At 71.4% G+C, this 20,619-nt stretch carries 21 protein-coding genes; 8 read left to right on the top strand and 13 right to left on the bottom strand.

Annotated features, from left to right (window positions below):
• Positions 1 to 186: 186 nt before the first annotated feature.
• The gene (locus tag FPZ12_RS41615; RefSeq protein WP_144761826.1) at positions 187 to 2,040 is read right to left on the bottom strand and encodes a Na+/H+ antiporter; all 1,854 of its coding nucleotides are present in this window, start codon (positions 2,038 to 2,040) and stop codon (positions 187 to 189) included.
• 324 nt (positions 2,041 to 2,364) lie between these two features.
• On the opposite strand from FPZ12_RS41615, the gene FPZ12_RS41605 reads away from it, so the two are divergent.
• A complete protein-coding gene (locus tag FPZ12_RS41605; RefSeq protein ID WP_144761846.1) occupies positions 2,365 to 3,462 on the top strand; it encodes a M20 family metallopeptidase in 1,098 nt (365 codons plus the stop codon).
• On the opposite strand, the gene FPZ12_RS41600 is transcribed toward FPZ12_RS41605, so the two are convergent.
• Genes FPZ12_RS41600 through FPZ12_RS41590 form a run of 3 tightly spaced genes read right to left on the bottom strand, consistent with a single transcriptional unit; the run spans position 3,459 to position 6,851 of the window.
• The gene (locus FPZ12_RS41600) at positions 3,459 to 4,316 is read right to left on the bottom strand and encodes an SDR family oxidoreductase (protein ID WP_243770297.1); all 858 of its coding nucleotides are present in this window, start codon (positions 4,314 to 4,316) and stop codon (positions 3,459 to 3,461) included. The genes FPZ12_RS41605 and FPZ12_RS41600 overlap by 4 nt on opposite strands.
• A gap of 4 nt (positions 4,317 to 4,320) precedes the next feature.
• Positions 4,321 to 5,892, bottom strand: coding sequence for an FAD-dependent monooxygenase (locus tag FPZ12_RS41595; protein ID WP_144761833.1), 1,572 nt, complete (start codon positions 5,890 to 5,892; stop codon positions 4,321 to 4,323).
• The gene (locus FPZ12_RS41590; protein WP_144761836.1) at positions 5,889 to 6,851 is read right to left on the bottom strand and encodes an MBL fold metallo-hydrolase; all 963 of its coding nucleotides are present in this window, start codon (positions 6,849 to 6,851) and stop codon (positions 5,889 to 5,891) included. Before FPZ12_RS41590 ends, FPZ12_RS41595 begins: the two co-directional genes overlap by 4 nt.
• Before the next feature lie 147 nt (positions 6,852 to 6,998).
• Here FPZ12_RS41590 and FPZ12_RS41585 point away from each other — a divergent pair, with 147 nt between their 5' ends.
• The gene (locus tag FPZ12_RS41585; RefSeq protein ID WP_144761839.1) at positions 6,999 to 7,538 is read left to right on the top strand and encodes a MarR family winged helix-turn-helix transcriptional regulator; all 540 of its coding nucleotides are present in this window, start codon (positions 6,999 to 7,001) and stop codon (positions 7,536 to 7,538) included.
• 285 nt (positions 7,539 to 7,823) lie between these two features.
• Here the strand turns inward: FPZ12_RS41585 and FPZ12_RS41580 are convergent, their stop codons facing one another.
• Together FPZ12_RS41580 and FPZ12_RS41575 are read right to left on the bottom strand one after the other, a co-directional pair.
• Positions 7,824 to 8,309 carry a glutathione peroxidase gene (locus tag FPZ12_RS41580; RefSeq protein WP_144752313.1) on the bottom strand — a complete coding sequence of 162 codons (486 nt, stop codon included), beginning with the start codon at positions 8,307 to 8,309 and terminating at the stop codon, positions 7,824 to 7,826.
• A gap of 91 nt (positions 8,310 to 8,400) precedes the next feature.
• Positions 8,401 to 8,592 carry a hypothetical protein gene (locus tag FPZ12_RS41575; RefSeq protein WP_144752316.1) on the bottom strand — a complete coding sequence of 64 codons (192 nt, stop codon included), beginning with the start codon at positions 8,590 to 8,592 and terminating at the stop codon, positions 8,401 to 8,403.
• A gap of 81 nt (positions 8,593 to 8,673) precedes the next feature.
• On the opposite strand from FPZ12_RS41575, the gene FPZ12_RS41570 reads away from it, so the two are divergent.
• The 4 genes from FPZ12_RS41570 to FPZ12_RS41555 are packed head-to-tail and all read left to right on the top strand — an operon-like array spanning position 8,674 to position 12,637.
• Entirely contained in the window at positions 8,674 to 9,225 is a 552-nt protein-coding gene (locus FPZ12_RS41570; RefSeq protein WP_144752319.1) for a hypothetical protein, read from the top strand.
• 13 nt (positions 9,226 to 9,238) lie between these two features.
• Positions 9,239 to 9,427 (top strand): hypothetical protein, encoded by a 189-nt coding sequence (locus FPZ12_RS41565; protein WP_144752322.1) that lies wholly within the window; start codon positions 9,239 to 9,241, stop codon positions 9,425 to 9,427.
• Between the two features lie 14 nt (positions 9,428 to 9,441).
• The gene (locus FPZ12_RS41560) at positions 9,442 to 11,364 is read left to right on the top strand and encodes an aconitate hydratase (protein WP_144752325.1); all 1,923 of its coding nucleotides are present in this window, start codon (positions 9,442 to 9,444) and stop codon (positions 11,362 to 11,364) included.
• A gap of 22 nt (positions 11,365 to 11,386) precedes the next feature.
• Complete coding sequence (locus FPZ12_RS41555; protein WP_144752329.1) at positions 11,387 to 12,637, top strand: amidohydrolase; 1,251 nt, start codon at positions 11,387 to 11,389, stop codon at positions 12,635 to 12,637.
• Here FPZ12_RS41555 and FPZ12_RS41550 read toward each other — a convergent pair.
• The 3 genes from FPZ12_RS41550 to FPZ12_RS41540 form a co-directional block, all read right to left on the bottom strand.
• On the bottom strand, positions 12,634 to 13,131 hold the full coding sequence (locus FPZ12_RS41550; RefSeq protein WP_243770296.1) for a VOC family protein: 498 nt from the start codon (positions 13,129 to 13,131) through the stop codon (positions 12,634 to 12,636). The genes FPZ12_RS41555 and FPZ12_RS41550 overlap by 4 nt on opposite strands.
• Positions 13,132 to 13,362: 231 nt before the next feature.
• Positions 13,363 to 13,626, bottom strand: coding sequence for an HPr family phosphocarrier protein (locus FPZ12_RS41545; protein ID WP_144752331.1), 264 nt, complete (start codon positions 13,624 to 13,626; stop codon positions 13,363 to 13,365).
• Between the two features lie 59 nt (positions 13,627 to 13,685).
• On the bottom strand, positions 13,686 to 14,711 hold the full coding sequence (locus FPZ12_RS41540) for a LacI family DNA-binding transcriptional regulator (RefSeq protein ID WP_243770295.1): 1,026 nt from the start codon (positions 14,709 to 14,711) through the stop codon (positions 13,686 to 13,688).
• Between the two features lie 55 nt (positions 14,712 to 14,766).
• On the opposite strand from FPZ12_RS41540, the gene FPZ12_RS41535 reads away from it, so the two are divergent.
• Complete coding sequence (locus FPZ12_RS41535) at positions 14,767 to 15,561, top strand: DUF1932 domain-containing protein (protein WP_208026192.1); 795 nt, start codon at positions 14,767 to 14,769, stop codon at positions 15,559 to 15,561.
• Here the strand turns inward: FPZ12_RS41535 and FPZ12_RS41530 are convergent.
• The 4 genes from FPZ12_RS41530 to FPZ12_RS41515 form a co-directional block, all read right to left on the bottom strand.
• Positions 15,480 to 16,310, bottom strand: a complete 831-nt coding sequence (locus FPZ12_RS41530; protein WP_144752337.1) for an isocitrate lyase/PEP mutase family protein — start codon at positions 16,308 to 16,310, stop codon at positions 15,480 to 15,482. The genes FPZ12_RS41535 and FPZ12_RS41530 overlap by 82 nt on opposite strands.
• A gap of 100 nt (positions 16,311 to 16,410) precedes the next feature.
• Entirely contained in the window at positions 16,411 to 17,253 is an 843-nt protein-coding gene (locus FPZ12_RS41525; RefSeq protein ID WP_144752340.1) for a formate/nitrite transporter family protein, read from the bottom strand.
• 136 nt (positions 17,254 to 17,389) lie between these two features.
• Complete coding sequence (locus tag FPZ12_RS41520; RefSeq protein WP_144752343.1) at positions 17,390 to 18,916, bottom strand: AMP-binding protein; 1,527 nt, start codon at positions 18,914 to 18,916, stop codon at positions 17,390 to 17,392.
• Positions 18,917 to 18,925: 9 nt separating this feature from the next.
• A complete protein-coding gene (locus FPZ12_RS41515) occupies positions 18,926 to 19,789 on the bottom strand; it encodes an amidohydrolase family protein (RefSeq protein ID WP_144752346.1) in 864 nt (287 codons plus the stop codon).
• A gap of 78 nt (positions 19,790 to 19,867) precedes the next feature.
• Here FPZ12_RS41515 and FPZ12_RS41510 point away from each other — a divergent pair, with 78 nt between their 5' ends.
• On the top strand, positions 19,868 to 20,290 hold the full coding sequence (locus FPZ12_RS41510) for a MarR family winged helix-turn-helix transcriptional regulator (protein WP_144752349.1): 423 nt from the start codon (positions 19,868 to 19,870) through the stop codon (positions 20,288 to 20,290).
• The last annotated feature ends 329 nt before the right edge of the window (positions 20,291 to 20,619 follow it).

The raw sequence follows: 20,619 nt of genomic DNA, 5'->3' as shown, positions 1-20,619 counted from the left end.
GCCTGCTCTTGCGATCTTGACGCTGGGTCAAGGCATCTTTCCCGCCTTGACGCGGCGGCAAGATCGCGAACACTCACAGATCGGGGCGGTGGAGGGGTGCACACAGCGCGGCCACGCGCGTCCGTTGCTGCCCCAACGCAACCCACCGAAACCCCAACGCACGCAACCCAAACCCAACGCAACCCGCTACCCCACCACCCGATCCACGAAGCACCAACGCCAGTTCTCCCCCGGCTCGAAGCTGCGCATGACCGGGTGGCGGGTGTCGTGGAAGTGCTTGCTGGCGTGCCGTTGCGGTGAGGAGTCGCAGCAGCCGACCTTCCCGCATTCGAGGCAGATCCGCAGGTGCACCCACGTGGTGCCCTCGCGCAGGCAGTCCTCGCAGCCCGTCTGGTCCGACGTGGCCTCTCCGGCGTTCGCCAGGTGCTCGCAGGATCCGGCGGTGGCTGCGGGCGTGTCCAGCTCGCGGCCGGGGTTGCGCGGGTTCTCCTCGGGCGGTTCCAACATGGACTCCTCGATGTCCAGTGTTTCGAGCACGTGCCGCAGCACCTCGTCGTCGGCCGTGGCCTTGTCGCGGGCTGCCAGCAGCACCTCGCGCTCGGCGTCGAGCATCTCCGCGCGCAAGCGCCGGTACGCGGCGCTCGGTGTCTCTTCGAGACTACTGCCGGCCCCGAGCCGTTCCCAGGCGGAATCCGAGCGGTAGGCCTGCTTGTCCCGCAACCGGTCGATCACGTCCGGCGGGTCGTCCGGACCGCGGATCTCCTCCAGCCGCGCCAGCCCGGCGGCGGTCATGTCGTGCAGCAGGGCCGCTTCCTGCAGCGCGTCCTCGCCGGGGTCGGGGGCGGGCAAATCCAGGCGCCGCACCAGTTTCGGCAGGGTCATGCCCTGCAGCAGCAGCGTTCCGGCCACCACGACGAACGCCGAGAGCACCAGGACGCCGCGCTCCGGGGTGTCGGCGGGCAGCACGAACGCGGCGGCGAGCGTGACCACGCCGCGCATCCCGGCCCACGAGATCGCGGTGGCCTCCGGCCAGGTCATGTTCCACCCCGGCAGCACCCGGCGCAGCAGCCCGGAGGCGAGCACCCACACGATCCGGGCCAGCACCGTCGCGACGAGCACGGCCACGCAGATCCCGGTGATCGCGAGCCCGCTGAGGTCGCTGTCGGCCACTTCGGTCAGTATCCGCCGCAGCTGCAGGCCGATCAGCAGGAAGACGACGTTCTCCAGCAGGAACTGGATGGTCCGCCAGTTCAGCCTGCTCGCCAGCCGGGACGGCCCGGACAGCATCCGCGGCGTCTGCTGGCCCAGAATCAGCGCCGACACCACCACCGCCAGCACCCCGGACCCATGCACCGCCTCCGCGGGCAGGTACGCGATGAACGGCACCGCGAAGGACCAGGCGGTGTCCATCACCGGGTCGGTCAGCCGGCGACGCAGCAGGTACGCCGCCCAGCCGATGAGCACGCCGACCGCGACCCCGCCGACCGCCGCGAGCAGGAAGTCCAGCCCGACCTCCCACAGCGACACCGCGCCCGCGATGGCGGCGATCGCCGTGCGCAGCGCGACCAGCGCGGCCGCGTCGTTGAGCAGGCTTTCCCCTTCGAGGATGCGCACCACCCGGCGCGGCATGCCGACGCGGCGCGCGACCGCGGTGGCCGCGACCGCGTCCGGCGGCGCCACGACCGCGCCCAGCGCGAGCCCGGCGGCCAGCGGCAGGCCGGGGATCACCGCCCACGTCACGAACCCGACGCCGATCGTGGTGAACACGACCAGCCCCACCGAAAGCAGCGCGATCGGCATCCGGTTGACCCTGATCTCCACCAGCGACGTGCGGATCGCGGTGGAGTACAGCAACGGCGGCAGCAGCCCGACGAGCACGAACTCGGGGTCGAGCTCGTAGGCCGGCACGCCGGGGATGAAGGACGCGGCCACGCCGACCACGACGAGGCACAGCGGCGGGGACCAGTCGAGCCACCGGGCGACCCCGGCAACGATCAGGACCACCACGACGAGACTGAGGATTTCGGTCGCTATCAGCATCTGCCGTTCACGATGGGTGCCGGGGAGGAAAACGCCTCCGTTGCCAGTGGAGCGGCCGGCTCGTACAACCGGAACGGAGCGGGGCGGAAGTGGCCCACGGCCCGGCCGGTGGCGTGGCCACGGTGTTCGAGGGTAGAGAGGGTGGTGCCCGCGGGAATCCCGGCCGCGACCGGAGCACGCCACGGCGAAGGGGACGCAGGTGTGTCCGCTGCCATGATCACCTTCGGCTCGCCGGTGCTGGGAGTTCCATGATATCCGCGCCCCGAGGAGCCGCCCGTGCCAGCAACCGCGGTCGAGGTATGGACCACCCGGGCACTGGGCCCGATGACGGAGGACCTGCGCGCGCTCGTCGGGCTGGAGACGCCCAGCGAGGACAAGGAACTGCTGGACGCCGGACTGTCCGGGATCCGGCGCTGGCTGACCCGGCGCCTGGGCGAACCGGCGGAATCCCACCGGCACGACGGCGGCGAGCACGGCGATGTGCTCGAAGTGCTGTACGCGGGCGAGGTTCCGGGCGAGGTGCTGTTCCTCTGCCACTACGACACGGTGTGGCCGGCGGGCACGCTGGCGAACTGGCCGTTCGAAGTGGTGGACGGGAAGGCGAGCGGGCCGGGTGCCTTCGACATGAAGTCCGGGATCGTGCAGGCGGTGTGGTCGGTGCGGTGCGCGCGGGCGCTCGGCCTGCCGCTGCCCGCGGTGCGCTTCCTGCTCACCGGCGACGAGGAGGTCGGGAGCCCGGCCGGGCGCGCGCACATCGAGCGGCTCAGCGCCGGGGTGCGCGCGACGCTCGTGCTGGAGGCTTCGCTCGACGGGGCGGTCAAGACGGGCCGCAAGGGCGTCGGCCTGTTCGACGTCGTCGTGCACGGCGTCGAGGCGCACGCCGGGCTGGAGCCGGACGCCGGGGCCAGCGCCATCCACGAGCTGGCCATGCTCATCCCGGAAATCGCCGCGCTGGGCGACAAAGCGCGGGGCACCACCGTGAACGCCGGGCTGATCTCCGGTGGCACGGCCCGGAACGTGGTGGCGGGGCAGGCGTGGTGCGCGCTCGACGTGCGGGTGGCGTCGGTCGCGGAGATGCGGCGCGTGGACGCGGCGCTCGCGCGGCTACGCCCGTCGGACCCGCGGGCGCGCGTCACGCTGCGGGGCGAGTGGAACCGGCCGCCGATGGTGCCGAACCCGCCCTCGCAGCGGTTGTTCAAGCTGGCGCACCAGGTGGCGGCGGAGCTGGGCTTCGCGCTCGGCGAGGTCTCGGTGGGCGGCGCCAGCGACGCGAACCTCGTCTCGGCGCTGGGCCGCCCGGTGCTCGACGGCTTGGGCGGCCTCGGCGGCGGCGCCCACGCCCGGCACGAGCACGTGCTGCTGGAGCACCTCCCCCGGCGCACCGCCCTGCTCACGAACCTGTTGGTGGCGCTGGGAACCTAGGGCGCCAGGTGCCGCCACGCTTCGGGCTCGGCTTGGAGGAACTCGGGGAAGGTCCACGGGCGGCGGCCGGTGACGAACTCGATCGTGTGGCTCGTCACCGACATCTCCCCGGTGGCGACCCCGAGGTACGAGCCGACCCAGCCGTCGATCTCCCACTCCTCGGCACCCGCGCGCGATGCGCGCGCTTCCGCCTCGGTTTCGGCGTGGTAAGTGATTTCCCGGCCCGCCACGGCCGACAGTGCCCGCGCCGTCTCGTCGAAGTCGATCGCCTCCGGGCCCGACACGTCATACACCTGGCCCGCGTGGGCGTCGTCCAGCAAGACCTCCGCCGCGAGCCGCGCGATGTCCGTGCGCGCCACCCACGCGATGCGGCCACGTCCCGCCGGGCCACGCAACACGCCATCCGCGCCAACGAAATGCGGGGCCACGTCGGCGTACAGCGTGCTGCGCAAGGAAGTCAGCCGCAGGCCGGCGTCCGCGATCAGCCGCTCCGTCTCCATGTGCTCGCGCGCGAAGGTGAACGACGCCAGCGGCGCGGCGCCCATGAACGACGTGTACACCACCCTGTCCACACCTGCCTCGGCCGCGGCCCGCACCGCCGCCCGGTGCTCCGCCATCCGGTGCAGGCCCTCGTGCCCGGACACCAAAAACAGTGTGGAGACACCGGAAAGCGCTTCCCGGAACCCCTGTTCGTACGAGGCCTGCGCGACCTCGGCGCCGGGCAGCGAGGGCGCGCGCCCGGCGTCACGCACGATCAGGCGTTGCGGCACTTCACGTTCGGCGAGCAGGCGCGCCACCCGGGAACCGAGCTGCCCGGTGGCCCCGGTGACGGCGATCTTGTCCACTTTCGACACACCGTCAGGGTAACGGAACCGCCGCCCGCCCGAGTGCACGGTGCAGGGCGGGTTCCAGCGCGTCCCAGCTGGTGAGCACCGCGGCCACGTAGGCGTCCGGCCGGATGAGCCACAGCTCCCCTGGGCGCACAGCCAGCGCTTCGGCGAGCGCGCCGGTCTCGTCGATGTCCGCCAGTTTCAGCAGCCGCACCGGGCCCAGCGACGCGGGGAGCTCACCGCATGGGGCTCCTTCCGTTGCCAGCACGAGGAAACCGTCCCGGGCCAGCTCGCGGAACCTGGTGCTGCCGGGCACCGACACCGGCACGTCCGGGGCCAGGATCCCCGGCCCCGCGGCGGGAACGGCCCCGCGCGCCGGACGGCCGGCGAACGGCCGCGCACTGTCCGAAGTGGTCAGTTTCGACGCGACGTACCAGAACGGCTCGGCCAGCCTGCCCGAGTCCACCCTCGCCCGCAGCCGCGGATCCGCCGCCGCGCCGGCCAGCACGGTGCGGCGCACGCGGTGCTGCTCTTCGTTCTGCGGCACCAGGAAATCCATCGTCGCCGTGGTGACCTCGATGTTCTCCACCGCCGCCGCGTGCCGTTCCTCGTGGTAGCTCTCCAGCAGCTCTTCCGGCGCCCAGCCGTTGAGCACGTACGCGAGCTTCCACGCCGCGTTCTCCGCGTCGCCGACTCCGGAGTTCAGCCCGCGCGCGCCGAAGGGCGACACCAGGTGCGCGCAGTCCCCGGCGAGCAGCACCCGCCCGGCGCGCATCCGGTCCGCCACCCTGGATTGGAAGCGGTACACCGATTTCCACACGATCTCGTACGGGGTTTCGCCCACGATCGCCCGGATTCGCCGGTCCAGCGCGCCGGCGCGTTCCTCCCCGGCGAGGTCGTAGCTGCTCGGCACCTGCCAGTCGATGCGGAACGTGGAACCGGGGCACGGGTGGATCAGCACCTGCCGCCCCGGGTTCCACTCCGGGTCGAAGTAGAACCGCCGTTCGGCGGCCCAGCCGGGCAGCTCCGCGCGGATGTCGCAGATCAGGAACCGGTCGTCGAAGGAATGCCCGTCGAAGCGCACCCCGAGCGCGCGCCGGATCTCCTCGCCGCGCGCGCCCGCGCAGGCCACGACGTAGTCCGCCCGGATCTGCTGCCCGTTCTCACAGGTCAGGGTGACTCCACCGGAATCCTGCGCCAGGCCGCACACGCGGTGGCCCCAGCGGACGTCGATCAGCGGCGACGCGGCGATGCGCTCGTCGAGGATCTCCTCGGTGCGGGCCTGGGAGATGTTGACGAACGGCGGGAACTCCGAGCGGCCCGCGTCCGGCAGCGAGTACGCGAACAATTCGGCGTCGCGGTAGAACGTGCGAGCGGTGGTCCAGGTGACCCCCTCCGCCGCGATCTTCCGGCCCGCTCCGACGGATTCCCACACGTCCAGCACGTCGCGCTGCTGGCAGATCGCCTTGGACCCCACGAGATCCCGTTCGGCCCGGCCGTCCAGCAGCACCACCGGCACGCCCCAGCGGGCCAGGAGCAACGCGGTGGTCTGCCCGACCGGTCCGTTGCCCAGCACCGCCACCCCGCGGTGAGTACTCATCCCTGCAGCTGGTCCCAGACCTCGCGGTCCCGCTCGGCCGTCCAGATCACCGGCCGCTCGACCCCGGAGAGCTCGTCCCACAGCCGGGAGACGTCGAAGGGCAGGCAGTGCTCGAAGATCGGCCAGCGGCCGTACTTCGGCGCCAGCGCGGCGTGCGTGCGCTCGAACGCCTCCTTCAGCGTGCCACCGGCTTCCTGGACCGCGCCGACCTCGCGGATCATCACGCGCAGGAAGTCGCGCGTCTGCTCGACGGCGGCGTCGACGGCGTCCCGGCCCTGGGTGACCGCGCCGCGCCCGCCGATCAGCGCCTCCGCGCCGAACGCCTTCACGTTGTCCAAAGTGGACGAAGACCAGTCGCGGTGGAACGCGTCGCCGGTGTAGAGCGCGGCCTCGGCCTCGACGAGGTCACCGGCGTAGAGGATCTTCTGCCGAGGCAGCCAGGCGACGATGTCGCCCTCGGTGTGCCCGCGCCCGCAGTACTGCAGCACGAGGTCGCCGCGGTCGCCGCCGAGGTCGATGGTGAGCCGGTCGGAGAACGTGAGCGTGGGCCAGGTCAGGCCCGGCACGGAATCGGCGGCCTTCGCGAGCCGCGGCATCCGGGCGAACTCGCTCTCCCAGTCCTCCTTGCCTCGTTCGGCGACGAGCGCGCGGGTGTTCTCGTGGGCGACGATCACTTCGGCGTCGAACGCGGAGGCGCCCAGCACGCGCACCGCGTGGTAGTGCGACAACACGAGGTAGCGCACGGGTTTGCCGGTGTGCTCGCGCAGTTTGGCCAGCCAGTCGGCCGCGGCGGCGGGTGTGGCCAGCGCTTCGAAGCAGACCAGGAAGTCCTCGCCCTCGATGGCGCCGACGTTCGGGTCGCCCTCCGCGGTCAGCGCGTAGATGCCGTCGCCGAGCACCTCGAGCGTCTGCTCCTTCTCGGCCAGGTCTCCCGAAGAGGCGAAAGCCTTCTGGGCCACCGCGCCCACCTCCCATTGATCAAAGCTTTGATTATTGATGCGTGGTGAGCGTAACGCAGGTCACGCCCCAGAGGAAGGGTAGAACTTGATCGCCGGGCAACACAGCCGTTTCACTCAGGAAGTTGCAAAGGGCCTAGCCTGTCCTGCATGAGCGCCGACCCCGCCGCCGCACGCGAACTCGACTACCTGACCTTCGTGGACTACGCGATCGCCAAGACGACGGCGGAACTGCCCGCGGTGGACCCGGCCGCGATGCGGCTCGGCCTCACGCTGCACAGACTCACCAGCGCGCTGGTCTACGACTGGGAATCGACCGTGCACAGACCGCGAGGCTGGAGCTGGGGCGGATTCCGGGTGCTGTTCGTGCTGTGGCTGGCGGGACCGATGGAGGCCAAGCGCGTCGCGCGACTGTCGGGAATGAGCCGGGCCGCGGTGTCAGCCCTGGTCAACACGCTGGAGCGGGACGAACTGGTCTCCCGCAAACAGGCCGAGCACGACCGCCGCGCGGTACTGCTGAACCTCACCGACGCCGGCCACGAGGCCATCACCAGCGCCTACGAAGCACACAACGAACGCGAGCAGGCCTGGGCGAACGCGCTCAGCAAACCCGAGCAGACCATCTTGATCGGATTGCTGGAGAAGCTGACGACCAGTGCGGCGGCGAATGAGGCTAAGCGGCGGTTTTGAGTGATCAAGGGTTTGATTGTTGTTCTTGGTTTGAGACAGCAACGGACGCGCGTGGCCGCGCTGTGTGCACCCCTCCGCCGCCCCGATCCGTAAGTGTTCGCGGTCATCGGGCCGCGTCAAGGCGGGAAAGAGTACCTTGACCCAGCCCGATGACCGCAAAAGCAGGCTGGGGATCGGAGCGGCGGAGGGGCGTGGGCGTCGGGACGGCTCGCTTCGCGTTGCCGGGCGGCGGTTGGGGACGGGCGGGGCCGTCGCGTGGCCCCGGCTTTCGTTGCCGGGTGGTCGTTATGCCAGTGCGGCTTCGATGGCCTCGACTACTTCCGGGGCCTCGGGATCGGTGCGCGGGCGGAAGCGGGCCAGGACTTTACCGTCCTCGCCGACCAGGAACTTCTCGAAGTTCCACTGGACGTCCCCCGCCTCGCCGTCCGCGTCCGGCGACGCGGTCAGCTCGGCGTAAACCGGGTGCCTGCCGGGGCCGTTCACGTCGATCTTCTCGAACATCGGGAACGTGACCCCGTAGGTGGCCGAGCAGAACTCCGCGATCTCCCCCGCCGTGCCCGGCTCCTGACCCGCGAACTGGTTGCACGGGAAGCCCACGACCGCGAAACCCTTGTCCCCGAAGCGTTCCTGCAGGCGCTCCAGCCCGGCGTACTGCGGGGTGAGCCCGCATTTCGACGCCACGTTCACCACGAGCAGCGCCTTGCGCCCGAGCCCGCCGAGCGTCGCCGGTTCACCGGAAAGCGTGTGCAGCGGGATTTCGCCGAGAGCCATGCGGTCCGTCCTTCACGAGGGTAGTCAGCCGGATGTGCCCACGACATCACGAAAATCCACCCCCGCGGCCCCCCTGTGAGGCGGACCACACTCAGTGCCCGGGACGCGGCCCCGGCACGGTGGTGACCCCCTCGGTGGCCTTCAGGCCCAGCGCGTCCAGCAACAGCGCGCAGTCCTCGGCGTTCGTCGCCGCGGACGCGACCGCGCGCACGGCCCGGCGTCTTTCGTCCAGCACCGCCTCGGTTTCCTCGAGGACATCGACCGGAAAACCGTTGTCTCCCATGAATCTTCCCCTCCTCCGACCGGAAGTTCGTGTAGCGCTCCGGTACCCGGGGTAGCCGGATCGCAGACGAAAGGAGCCGCCGTGAACCACTCTGCCGACCCGGTCCGGGCCCGGGGCCCCTCCGCCGTCACCGAAGGTACCCCTGACGGCCCGATCGTGCTGGTACTCGACCCGGCCGGGGCTGCCCCGCGCGAGGGACTCCCGGCCACCTGGCGTGACCTGGGCGAAAGCCTGCGGATCGTGTGGTGCCGGCTGCCCGCGGACGGAGGCCTGTCCGAGGCCGACGACCTCCTCGCGGACAAGCCGGGAAAGGTCGCGCACCTGGTGGCCAGCGGCCCCTACGCCGAGACGGCGCTGCGCCTGGCCGAGCAGTATCCGGAAAGTGTCCGCTCGGTCCTCCTCGTGGACCCCGGCACGCACGGTTTCGTCCCCGCGGGTGAGGGGCCCGAGGCGGACGCCGACTGGGAGCTTGCGACGAGGACGCGCCGCTGGGCGCTCACCCGGTCCGGCGTGGAAGTGCACACCGTGGCGCACAGCGAAGGCGGCGAACGGGACCGCGTGCCCGCCCCGCTGCCGCTCGGCCACCCCGACGTGGCCGAAGCCGTGCGCAAATTCGTCGCCGAACTCGACTGAAGGAGCTGACCCCTTGACCGAACCGGAGGAGACCGGCGTCCTCGACCCGCTCGCGCCCGCCGAGGACGTACTCGAACAACGCCAGGACGTGACCGCGCCGGAAGCCGAGGCGCAGAGCCCTGACCTGGGGCTGGACGCCGACCCGGCCGACGTGGCCGACCAGCGGCGGATCGTCGGAGACGACGAGGAAGACTACGACTGAGCCGGAGGTGCGGGATGTCGGTCGCGCGCGCACTGATCAGGAACCACCTGACCTCGGGCGAGCCCAGAGCCGGCGAGGAGATCGCGCTCCGGGTGGACCAGACACTCACCCAGGACGCCACCGGCACCCTCGTGATGCAGGAACTCGAATCACTCGGCCTGGACCGGGCACGCACCGAGGTCAGCGTCCAGTACGTCGACCACAACCTGCTGCAGGCCGACGAGAAGAACGCCGAGGACCACGCTTTCCTGCGATCGGCCTGCCGCCGCTACGGGCTGTGGTTCTCCAAACCGGGCAACGGCGTCTCGCACCCCACGCACATGCAGCGCTTCGGCAAGCCGGGCCGGACGCTGGCGGGCTCGGACTCGCATACCTGCGCGGCCGGTTCGCTCGGGATGCTGGCGATCGGCGTCGGCGGGCTGGAGGTCGCTCAGGCCATCGCCGGTGAGCCGCTCTACCTGCGGATGCCCGAAATCTGGGGAGTGCGGCTCACCGGCGCGTTGCCCGACTGGGTTTCGGCCAAGGACGTCGTGCTCGAAATGCTGCGGCGGCACGGGGTCAAGGGCGGGCTGAACCGGATCATCGAGTACCACGGCCCCGGCCTGGCCGGGCTGACCGCGATGGACCGGCACGTCATCGCGAACATGGGCGCGGAACTGGGGGCGACCACGACCGTCTTCCCCGCCGACGACGCCGTGCGCGAGTTCCTGCGCGCCGAAGATCGCGAGGACGAGTTCAGCGAACTGCTGCCCGACGGCGGTTACGACATCGAGGAAGAGATCGATCTGTCCACTTTGGAGCCACTGATCGCGAAACCGTCCTCACCGGGCAACGTGGTTCCGGTGCGCGAGGTTGCCGGGACCGACGTGAGCCAGGTCGTGATCGGTTCCTCGGCGAACCCGGGCCTGCGCGACTTCGCGATCGCCGCGGCGATGACGCGGGGGCGCCAGACAGCCGACTCGGTGAGCTTCGACGTCAACCCGTCGTCACGTGAGATCTTCGCCGACCTGACCAAGATGGGCGCCACGTTCGACCTCATCTCCTCGGGCGCGCGCATCCACCAGGCGGGCTGCATGGGCTGCATCGGGATGGGCCAGGCGCCCGCGGTCGGGCACAACTCACTGCGCACCTTTCCGCGCAACTTCCCCGGCCGTTCGGGCACGAGGGAGGACTCGGTGTGGTTGTGCTCGCCCGAAACGGCGGCGGCCGCGGCGCTCACCGGGGTGATCACCGACCCGCGCGAACTCGGCATGGCGTACCCGGAACTGCCGCTGCCGGAGCATTCCTCGGTGAACACGGACATGCTCGTCCCGCCGCTGCCACCGGACCAAGCCACGCACGAGGAACTGGTGAAGGGCCCGAATATCTCGTCCCTGCCGGACTTCCCGGAGCTGCCGGACGAGATCGAGGCGCCCGTGCTGCTGAAGGTGGGCGACAACATCTCCACCGACGAGATCTCCCCCGCGGGCGCGCGGGCGCTGCCGTTCCGGTCGAACGTGCCGAAGCTCGCGGAGTTCACCTTCGGCCAGGTGGACGAGGACTACCCGCGACGGGCGCGCGAAGAGGAGCGCGGCCACTTCGTCGTCGGCGGGGACAACTACGGCCAGGGCTCGTCTCGTGAGCACGCCGCCATCACGCCCCGCTACCTCGGGCTGCGCGCGGTGCTGGCGAAGTCGTTCGCCCGCATCCACTGGCAGAACCTGGCCAACTTCGGCATCCTCGCGCTGGAGTTCACCGACGCGGCCGACTACGACCGCATCGATGCCGATGACGTGCTGCGCCTGAGGGACCTGCGTGAACAGCTGTCCGGCGGCGCCGAGCTGACCGTCCACAATGTCACGAAGGACGAGGACTACCGGTTGTGCCACCGGCTTTCCCGCCGTCAGCGGGACGCGGTGCTGGCAGGCGGGCGGATCCCGCTGCTGGCGCGCCGGTAGCGGCGGGTGATCTACTGCCGGGATGGACCTGGTCTCCCTGCGCCGCGACATCCACGCCCACCCCGAGCCCGCCTTCTGCGAACTGCGGACGGCCGCGCTGGTGCTGTCCCAGCTGCGCATGCTCCCGGTGCGCCTCCGGACGGGCGCGGAGGCGATCCGGCTGGAGGGCATCCCGGCCTACCCGGACGAGCCGACGCTGCGGGAGTTCGCGGAGCTGGCCGTCGCGAACGGCGCGGACCACACGGACATCCAGACGCTCGCCGCGCAGGGCACGGCGGTGATCGCGGACATGGAGGGCACGCGGCCCGGGCCGGTGTGGGCGCTGCGCTTCGACATGGACGCGCTGCCGGTGGCCGAGGCGGAGGACGGCGGGCATTTCCCGGCCACGAGCGGGTTCGGCTCGGCCTACCCCGGGTTCATGCACGCCTGCGGGCACGACGGGCACGTCGCGATCGGGCTCGCGCTGGCCGAACGCCTCGCGGACCGGGATTTTCCCGGCACGGTGCGCTTCCTGTTCCAGCCCGCGGAGGAAGGCGGCCGGGGCGCGAGGGCGATGCTCGCCGCGGGCGCGGTGGACGGCGTCGACCGGTTCGTCGCGGTGCACCTCGGCCTCGACCTCCCGGCGGCCAAGGTCGCCGCCGGGATCACGGGGATCTTCGCGACGACCAAGATGCGCGCCCGGTTCACCGGCGTCGCCGCCCACGCCGCGGCGGCTCCGCAGGACGGCCGCAACGCGCTGCTCGCGGCCGCGACGGCCGTGCTCGGAATCCATTCCCTGCCCCGGTTTTCCACCGCCGACACGCGGGTCAACGTCGGCACTCTGCACGCCGGCGGCGGCGTGAACATCGTGCCCGCCCTGGCCGAGCTCACCTGTGAAGCGCGCTCGCGGGACGGCGCGGTGAACGCCGACCTGACCGAGCGTGTGAAGCGCGTGCTGCGGGGCGCGGCCGAGGCTCAGGGCGTCGAAGTGGAGATCGAGGAGACCGGCGGCTCGACCTCGTTGAACTGCGACGACGCGTTGCTCGACGCCGTGCTGGCCGCGGCGGGCTCGCGGGGGCACGAAGCGGTGCGGCTCCACGAGATGGGCGGGAGTGACGACGCGAGCCTGTTCGCCGAAGCCGTGCAGCGGGCCGGTGGCCTCGCCACCTACACGGTGGTCGGTGGCAGCAATCCCGCGCCGCACCACAACCCGCGTTTCGACGTGGACGAAGCGGCGCTGCCCGTCGCGGTGGACGTGCTGGAGGCGCTGATCCGCGAGTCCACTGTGGACTAGAGCTCGAGCGGCCGCGGCGGGGTGTCGATCGCGTCCGATTCCCAGTCGACCCCGGGAACATCCACGTACAGCTCGATTTCGTTGCCGTCCGGGTCCGCGATGTACAGGCTGTGCGTGACGACGTGGTCGCTCATCCCGAGCAGCGGGGTGCCGGACTCGGTGACCCTGGCCAGTGCCTCGCGCAGCTCGTCGTCGCTGGTGCCGACCTTGAGCCCGAAGTGGTACAGCCCGACGCGCCTGCCCTCCGGCTGCGCCGCCGCGTCCTCGCCGACCCCGATGAGCAGCAGTTCGTGGTGGGTGCGGCCGCCGGACGCGTTGAACGCCGCGACGGGCGCGTCGCCGAGTTTCCCGTCGCTCGAGGGGGCCGGCAGGATCTGCCGCCAGCCCAGCACGTCCCGGTAGAAGCCCGCGGACCGTTCGAGGTCCCGGACGTAGAGCACGATGTGCCCCAGTTCCTTGATCTCCACCAGCACCTCCGGTCGTTGAAACTTCAACCGGAAGCATACGCCGCAGGGTTCTCCCCCGTATTTGGCCGTTCCCGTCGACACATTGGCCCCCCGCGCGGATGCGTTGGCCGCCCGTGCGGATGTCTTGGCCGTACACGTGGAGCGTCGGGCGTGGTGGCGACGCAGGCGGCCACCACGCCCGAGCGAGCGGCAAACACGCCGACGGGAGTGGCAGACACGCGCGCGGGATCGGCAAACACGCCCAGGACGGGGGGCGGGTCAGTCGTGGTTGGTGGTGATCACCGTGGCGAGTTCGGCCAGCACGGTTTCGGCCTCGGGGCCCTCCGCGTGCAGCACCACCTCGTCGCCGCCCTTGGCGCCGAGGCCCATCACGGAAAGCAGGCTGCGCGCGTCCACCGGCGCCCCGTCACCGAGGCCGATCGTCACCGGGACCGGCTGCGCCGCGGCGGCCTTGACGAACAACGCGGCGGGCCGGGCGTGCAGGCCCACCGACGACCCGACGACGACACGACGTTCCGGCATGACGCTCTCCTTGCTGCGAGGTGGTTCCGCCCATGCTAACCAAAAGGTCTAGACCAACGCTAGCCTTTCGGAGCGCCGGTGGTGCCCCGGACGACGAGGCCCGGCTGAAGCACCAGCTCACGCGGCTCCATCCCCGGCCCGTCCAGCCGTTCCACCACAGCCTGCACGGCCAGCTCCGCCTGGCGCTCCGGATCCTGGCGCACCGTGGTCAGGTCGATGTGCGAAAGGCGCGCAAGGTGGTTGTCGTCGAAGCCCGCCACCGACAGATCGCCCGGCACGTCGAGCCCGGCGCGCCACACCGCGTCGAGGAAACCCACGGCGCACCGGTCGTTGCTGGCGAACACCGCCGTCGGGAGGTTGTCCCGGTCCGCGAGCAGGTCCCGCGCCGCGCGGGCGCCGGACTCCTCCGTGTGGTCGCCCGGCAGCACGCGGATGTGCTCGCCGAGCCCGTGCCGGCGCATGGCGTTCAGGTAGGCGCGGCGGCGCTCGGGCGAACCCGCTTCGGTGCCGCCGTCGATGTGGACGATCGCGGAGTGCCCGAGGCCGGTGAGGTGGTCGATGAGCTGCCGGACGCCCTTCGCCTCGGCGACGTGCACCGAATCGACGCCCGCCCCGGGGAAGCGCCGCCCGACCACGGCCACCGCGGTCTGCCTGCCCACCTCGGCCACGTACTCCGCGTCGAGGTGCCCGCCGAGCAGGATGAGCCCCTCGCAGCGGTGCCCGAGCAGCGCGTCCACCGCCTTGCGCTCGTCCCGCACCGGCGGGGCCGCGCCGGAGAGCAGGATTTCGTAGCCCAGCCGCTCGGCCACCGGGTAGATGCCCTCGACCAGATCGGCGTGGAACAGGTTGCGCACGGTCAGCATCACGCCGAGCACTTTGCTGCGGCTGCGCGCCAGCATCCGCGCCGCGTTGTCCGGGCGGTAGCCCAGCTCCCGCGCGGCGGCGAACACCTTCTCCCGCGTCTCGTCGCTCGCGCCGGGCTCGTCGCGGAACACCAGCGAAACGAGCGCGCGGGAAACCCCGACCCGCGCGGCGACATCGGACATGGTGGGACGGCGGTCGCGGGCACCACGATCAGTGACCATCCCACGATCCTGCCTCCCGCCCGCGAAAACGGCGCGCGCGGGTAGCGTCGTCCCCATGATCGGCATCGTGCATCCCGGAGACATGGGCGCGGCCGTCGCCGCGCTGCTGCCCGACGTGGCGTGGGCGTCGGCGGGCCGCAGCGAGGACACCCGCCGCAGGGCCGCCGCGCTGACCGACCTGGGCGAAATCGCCCGGCTCAAGGAAGAATGCGAAGTCGTGCTGTCGGTCTGCCCGCCGCACGCCGCCGTGGACACGGCCCGCGAATTCCAGGACTACCAGGGGTTGTACGCCGACCTGAACGCGGTCAGCCCGGACACCACCGAGCGGATCGCGGGCCTGGTCCCCCGGTTCGCCGACGGCGGGATCGTCGGCCCGCCGCCCCGGAAACCCGGCACCACCCGGCTCTACCTGGCCGGAGAGGAGGCGCCGGCGGTCGCGAAGCTGTTCGCGGGCACGGCGCTGGAGGCCCAGGTGATCGGGCCGCGCGCCGGGGACGCGTCGGCGCTGAAGATGGTCTACGCGGCGTGGACGAAGGGCACCACGGCGATGCTGCTCGCGGTCCGCGCCGCCGCGCGATCCCTTGGCGTGGAAGGGGAACTGGTGCGCGAGTGGGAACGCAGCCAGCCGGAGCTGCCCGCCCGGTCCGAGCAGTCGGCGCGGCTCGGTGTGGAGCGCGGCTGGCGGTGGTCGTACGAACTGGACGAAATCGGGCGGACGTTCGCCGCGGCCGGGCTGCCCGACGGGTTCGGTCACGCGGCCGCCGAGGTCTACGGGCGGTTGCCGAAGGACGCGGAGCCGGACCTGGAGACGGTGCTGGAGTTGCTCGCGCGGCGTTCGACCTCCGCGTAGCTCACGATGTCCGCCCGCACGGGCTCGCCCGCGGCCACCGCGGAGGCCACCCGCACGGCGGCGTCGAGCGCGGCGCGGAACAGGAGGGAACCACAGCTGACGCGGCTCACACCCAGCTCCCCGAGCCGGGCGAAGGTGGGCCCGGCCGGTGAGTACAGGATGTTCAGCGGGACCGGGATTTCCCGTGCCGCGGTGGCGATCGAGGCCTCGTCCGTCATACCGGGGATGAAGATCCCATCGGCGCCCGCGTCCACATAGGACTGTGCGCGGCGAAGCGCTTCGGCGTCGAGGTCGATGCCGGCGGGTTTGAGCCAGTGCGTGTCGGTGCGGGCGTTGACGAACAGGCCGCTGGTCTTGGCCGCGGCGATCAGCTCGCGCTGGCGCCCGACGTCGCCCATCGCGTCTTCGAGGTTCACGCCCGCGGCGCCGATCTCCGCCAGTTCCACGGTGAGCGCGGCGACTTCGTCCGGATCGTCGCTGAAGCCGGCCTCGATGTCGACGGTGAGCAGACACGGCAGCGTGGCCAGCCGCTGCGCGAGCGCGACGGTTTCGGCCCGGGTGACGCCCGCGCCATCGGGCAGCCCGGCCGCCGCGGCCACCCCGAGGCTGGTCGTGCCCAAGGCCGGAAACCCTTGCGCGGCAAGGGCAGCGCCCGAGGCGTGGTCCCAGGCGTTGGGCAGCAGCAGCGGGCGGCCCGGGTGATGCAGGGCGGCGAACTCGTTCGCGGGCAGCAGTGGTTCGGGGTGCATGTCCTCAAGCTAGGCCCCGGTCGTGTCGGCCGCGGCCGACACGACAAGCGAAAACCCCGGCCTCGGCGCGGGAGAGGCCAGGGTTTCCACTGCGGACGGCTCAGACCTTCGCGAGCTCGCCCTCGTCCACGGTGGCCGGGTTCGCCGGCTGCGGCTTCCGGCCGAGGAAACCGTACGCGGCCCCGACGAGCAGCCCGCCGCCGACGAGGTTGCCGAGGCCGACGAACAGCAGGTTGTTCGCGAACGCCCCGAGCGTCGCGCCGGGCACGCCCTCCATCATGCCGAGCGAGAAGGTCGTCATGTTCGCCACGACGTGCTCGAAGCCCGACGCGATGAACGCCAGCAGGCACCAGAAGATCACGGCCAGCTTCGCGCCGTCGGACTTCGTGCGCGCGGCCATCCACACCGCCAGGCACACCAGGAAGTTGCACAGCACGCCGCGGAAGAACAGCGTGCCCGCGGACTCGGCCGCCTTCGTCTTCACCAGGCTCGCCAGCAGCGCGGCGCCGGGAGCCGCGTGGCCCGGGGTGCCGCCGATGCCCATGATCCCGCCCGCGTGCACCAGCCACGCGAAGATCACCGAGCCGATCAGGTTGCCGGCGAAGGAGAACAGGATGATCCCGATCCCGGCGCCGACACCCCGGCGGCGGGCGATCATGCCCTGGATCATGGTCATCATGTTGCCGGTGGACAGTTCCGCCCCGGCGAACACGACCAGCGTCAGCGCGACGCCGAACACCAGTCCCTGCACGAGTTTCGTCCACGGCGAGTTCGCCGCGTTCAGCGGGCCGGTCACGGCCAGCAGCAGCACCACGGCGACACCGATGAAGGCGCCCGCCAGCATGGCGCTGACCAGATAGCGGCCGGGGCTGCGCAGCTGGCCGATCTTCCCCGCTGCCACCTCCGCCTGTTCGTCGAGTGCTGCCGATACTGCGATGGGCACGGTTTCGTCCTCCCGGATTGCCGCTGGTCCGTCCGGCTCATTCGAACCGGGCGAAAGGACGAAGACGTGGCCGCGAGATCAGCAGTCCGTATCGGAACGCGCACCGGCCGCGACGCCCGTCGTGAAAAGCGGCAATTCAGGCGGACTTGAGCAGCCTGCGGAGGATCTTCCCGCTCGGGGACCGGGGAATCTCCCCGGTGAATTCGACCATACGCACCTTTTTGTACGGAGCGACCCGTTCCGCGACGAAAGCCATCAGTTCGCCGGCCGTGACCGGGCCGCGGGTGACGACGAAGGCCTTCGGCGCCTCGCCGCCCTCGGCGTGCGGCACGCCGACCACCGCGGCGTCGAGCACGTCCGGATGGGTCAGCAGCACGGCCTCCAGTTCGGCGGGCGCGACCTGGTAACCCTTGTACTTGATCAGTTCCTTGAGCCGGTCGACGATCCAGAACACGCCGTTTTCGTCCACCCGCGCCAGATCCCCGGTGTGCAGCCAGCCGCCGGTGATCGTCGCGGCCGTGGCCGCGTCGTCGTCGAGGTAGCCCGCCATCACCTGCGGCCCCCGGATCAGCAGCTCGCCCGGCTCCCCCGGCGCGACGTCGGTGTCCGTGCCCGGCGTGACGAGCCGCGCCTCGGTGTTGGGCGAAAGCCTGCCGACGCTGCCGGGCGGGACGGTGGCGAAGTCGTCGTCGAACACCTGGTGGGTGCCGGGGCTCGCCTCGGTCATGCCGTAGCCCTGCCGGACCCGGCAGCCGAGCCTTCGCTCGGCGCGCTCGGTCACGTCCACGTCCAGCGGCGCGGCCCCGCACAGCGCGAAACGCAAGGCGGAAAGGTCATGGCTTTCGACGTCGGGCGCGTTGGCGAGGGCGAGCACCATCGGCGGCGCGAAGTAGGCGCGCGTGACGCGATGCTCCTCCAGCGCGCGCAGGTACGCGCCGGGCTCGAAGCGGGGCAGGGTCACCACTTTCGCGCCGCAGGCCAGGCCGGAGTTGAGGATGATCGTGTGCCCGTAGATGTGGAAGAACGGGAGCACGGCGGCCTGCACGTCACCCGGCGCGAGGCGCCAGCCCACGCGGGTCTGCGCGAGATTCGCCACCAGGTTGCGGTGCGTGAGCCGGACGCCCTTCGGTTTTCCCGTGGTGCCACTGGAAAACGGGAGCACCGCGACCGTGGTGGCCGGGTCGGTCTCCGGCCGCGGCGGCGCACCGCCCGGCAGGGCGTCGAAGGATCCGCCGAGCAGCAGCACCTCGCCGATGCCCGCCGCGGCCGCCACCTCCCGCGCCTTGTCGGCCACATTTTCGGCCGCCACCAGGATTTTCGCCCTGGCGAGGGTGAGCTGCGTGGCCGCCTCGTCCACGGTCAGCACCGGGTTGAGCGGGGTGACGGCGGCGCCGGTCGCGATCACCGCGTGCAGCGCGACGGCCCAGCGCGGCTGGTTGTGGCTCATCAACCCGACGACGTCGCCAGTGCCAGCGCCGAGCCCGGCCAGCCCGGCGGCCCTGTCCCGCACCTGCGCGCGGAACTGCTGGTACGTAAGGGTTTCCCCGGTGACCCCATCGACGAGGGCGACGCTCTCGCCGTACCGCCGCGCACCCTCGACGACGTACTCGGTGAGCGTGACGTCCGGGATCTCGATGTCGGGTAACGGGCTGGAGTAGCTCATCTCCGCTCCCTAGCCGAGCTTGAGCGCGCGAATGGCGTTGTCCTTCAAGATCTTAGGGCGCACCTCGGGTTTGATGTCGAGCTTCGCGAAGTCGGCCAGCCAGCGGTCCGGGGTGATCAGCGGGTAGTCCGAGCCGAAGAGCACCTTGTCCCGCAGCAGGGAGTTCGCGTAGCGCACCAGCTGTGGCGGGAAGTACTTCGGCGACCAGCCCGACAGGTCGATGTACACGTTCGGCTTGTGCGTGGCGACCGCGAGCGCCTCGTCCTGCCACGGGAAGGACGGGTGCGCCATGATGATCGTCAGCCCGGGGAACTTGACCGCCACGTCGTCGAGCAGCATCGGGTTCGACAGTTTGAGCCGCACTCCCCCGCCGCCCGGCAGCCCGGCGCCGATCCCGGTCTGGCCGGTGTGGAACAGCGCCGGGATCCCGTACTCCTGTGCCACTTCCAGCAGCGGGTCCGCGGTGCCGTCGTCGGGCGCGAAGTTCTGCAGGCTGGGGTGGAACTTCAGCCCGCGCACGCCGTGGCCCTCGATCAGCGCGCGCAGCCGCCGCGCGCCCGCCTTGCCCTTGTGCGGGTCGATGCTGGCGAAGGGCAGCAGCACGTCGGGGTGGCGTGCCGCGCCTTCCGCGATCTCCTCGTTGGACAGCGCGGTGTGCCCGGTGGCGGACTCGACGTCGACCGAGAACACGACGGCGCCGATCCGGCGTTCGCGGTAGTAGACGGCGATTTCGTCGAGGGTGGGGCGTTTCGTGTCCGCCCCGAAGTGTTGCGACGCGGCTTCGGCGAACTCGCCCGGCAACGAGAGGTGCCCGTGCCCGTCGATCTCGATGTGCACGTGGACGTCGATCGCCTCGAGCGCGCTGGGGTCCATCGGCTCCTCCTCACCCCGGGGTTCCGTCAGCAGATGTAGTCGTCAATCATTGGGGTTGTCAACCATTGAGGAGGCGCGATGCCCGAGCTGCCGAGTCTGGACACGGACGCCGGTTTCCTGCTGGCGCGCGCGGGCGGGCGCGCGATCCGGGAACTCAACCGGGCGCTGGAGCCGTCTGGGTTGCGCAGCCGTCACTACACCGTGCTGATGGCGGCCGCCGAGCGCGGCGGGCTTTCGCAGCGTGAGCTGAGCACGCTGCTGGGCATCGACCCGAGCGCGGTCGTCGCGCTGGTCGACGACCTCGAACACGCAGGCCTCGTCCGGCGCGACGCGCATCCCGGCGACCGCCGCACCCGGCTGGTTGTGTTGACCGGCAAGGGGAAGACGGCGTTCCGGCGCGCGGCCGACCACGGCACGAAGACCGAGAACAACCTCCTCGCCCCCCTCGACCCGGCGGAACGCGCGACGCTGATCAGCCTGTTGCGGCGCATCGCGCGCTGAGGCTGCCCCACGTCGGCCCGGCCGCATCGCCCGGTGGGCTGCGGCGTCCCGGCGCGCGGTGAGGGGCTGCGGCCCGGCTCGGTGAGGGGCGCGGACGGCGACGGTCGGCGCGCCGCGGTGAAATTCGGCGCGCGGCGCGATGAGGGGCGGCAGGGCGGTAAGCGGCGGCAGAGCGGTAAGCGGCGGCAGAGCGGTAAGCGGCGGCAGAGCGGTAAGCGGCGATGCCCGACGCCACCGCCAACCCCTCACCGCACTGCCTGCCCACTGAGCCACTCCATGCCGCGCCATGCCGCAACCCTTGAGCCACGCCATGCCGCAGCCCCTCAAGC

This window comes from Amycolatopsis acidicola (genome assembly GCF_007713735.2).
Classification (GTDB): Bacteria; Actinomycetota; Actinomycetes; order Mycobacteriales; family Pseudonocardiaceae; genus Amycolatopsis_E; species Amycolatopsis_E acidicola.
The sequence above is the reverse complement of the archived record's forward strand: the minus strand, read 5'-3'. Positions and strand labels throughout refer to the sequence as shown.

Bases quoted from the DNA above. Each gene is read 5' to 3' on its own strand.
- FPZ12_RS41515 (WP_144752346.1), bottom strand. From the start codon at position 19,789: ATGGACCCCAGCGCGCTCGAGGCGATCGACGTCCACGTGCACATCGAG.
- FPZ12_RS41510 (WP_144752349.1), top strand. From the start codon at position 19,868: ATGCCCGAGCTGCCGAGTCTGGACACGGACGCCGGTTTCCTGCTGGCG.
- FPZ12_RS41545 (WP_144752331.1), bottom strand. From the start codon at position 13,626: ATGCCGGAACGTCGTGTCGTCGTCGGGTCGTCGGTGGGCCTGCACGCC.
- FPZ12_RS41575 (WP_144752316.1), bottom strand. From the start codon at position 8,592: ATGGGAGACAACGGTTTTCCGGTCGATGTCCTCGAGGAAACCGAGGCG.
- FPZ12_RS41560 (WP_144752325.1), top strand. From the start codon at position 9,442: ATGTCGGTCGCGCGCGCACTGATCAGGAACCACCTGACCTCGGGCGAG.
- FPZ12_RS41555 (WP_144752329.1), top strand. From the start codon at position 11,387: ATGGACCTGGTCTCCCTGCGCCGCGACATCCACGCCCACCCCGAGCCC.
- FPZ12_RS41595 (WP_144761833.1), bottom strand. From the start codon at position 5,892: ATGAGTACTCACCGCGGGGTGGCGGTGCTGGGCAACGGACCGGTCGGG.
- FPZ12_RS41540 (WP_243770295.1), bottom strand. From the start codon at position 14,711: ATGGTCACTGATCGTGGTGCCCGCGACCGCCGTCCCACCATGTCCGAT.
- FPZ12_RS41580 (WP_144752313.1), bottom strand. From the start codon at position 8,309: ATGGCTCTCGGCGAAATCCCGCTGCACACGCTTTCCGGTGAACCGGCG.
- FPZ12_RS41530 (WP_144752337.1), bottom strand. From the start codon at position 16,310: ATGCACCCCGAACCACTGCTGCCCGCGAACGAGTTCGCCGCCCTGCAT.
- FPZ12_RS41520 (WP_144752343.1), bottom strand. From the start codon at position 18,916: ATGAGCTACTCCAGCCCGTTACCCGACATCGAGATCCCGGACGTCACG.
- FPZ12_RS41605 (WP_144761846.1), top strand. From the start codon at position 2,365: ATGACGGAGGACCTGCGCGCGCTCGTCGGGCTGGAGACGCCCAGCGAG.
- FPZ12_RS41535 (WP_208026192.1), top strand. From the start codon at position 14,767: ATGATCGGCATCGTGCATCCCGGAGACATGGGCGCGGCCGTCGCCGCG.
- FPZ12_RS41585 (WP_144761839.1), top strand. From the start codon at position 6,999: ATGAGCGCCGACCCCGCCGCCGCACGCGAACTCGACTACCTGACCTTC.
- FPZ12_RS41615 (WP_144761826.1), bottom strand. From the start codon at position 2,040: ATGCTGATAGCGACCGAAATCCTCAGTCTCGTCGTGGTGGTCCTGATC.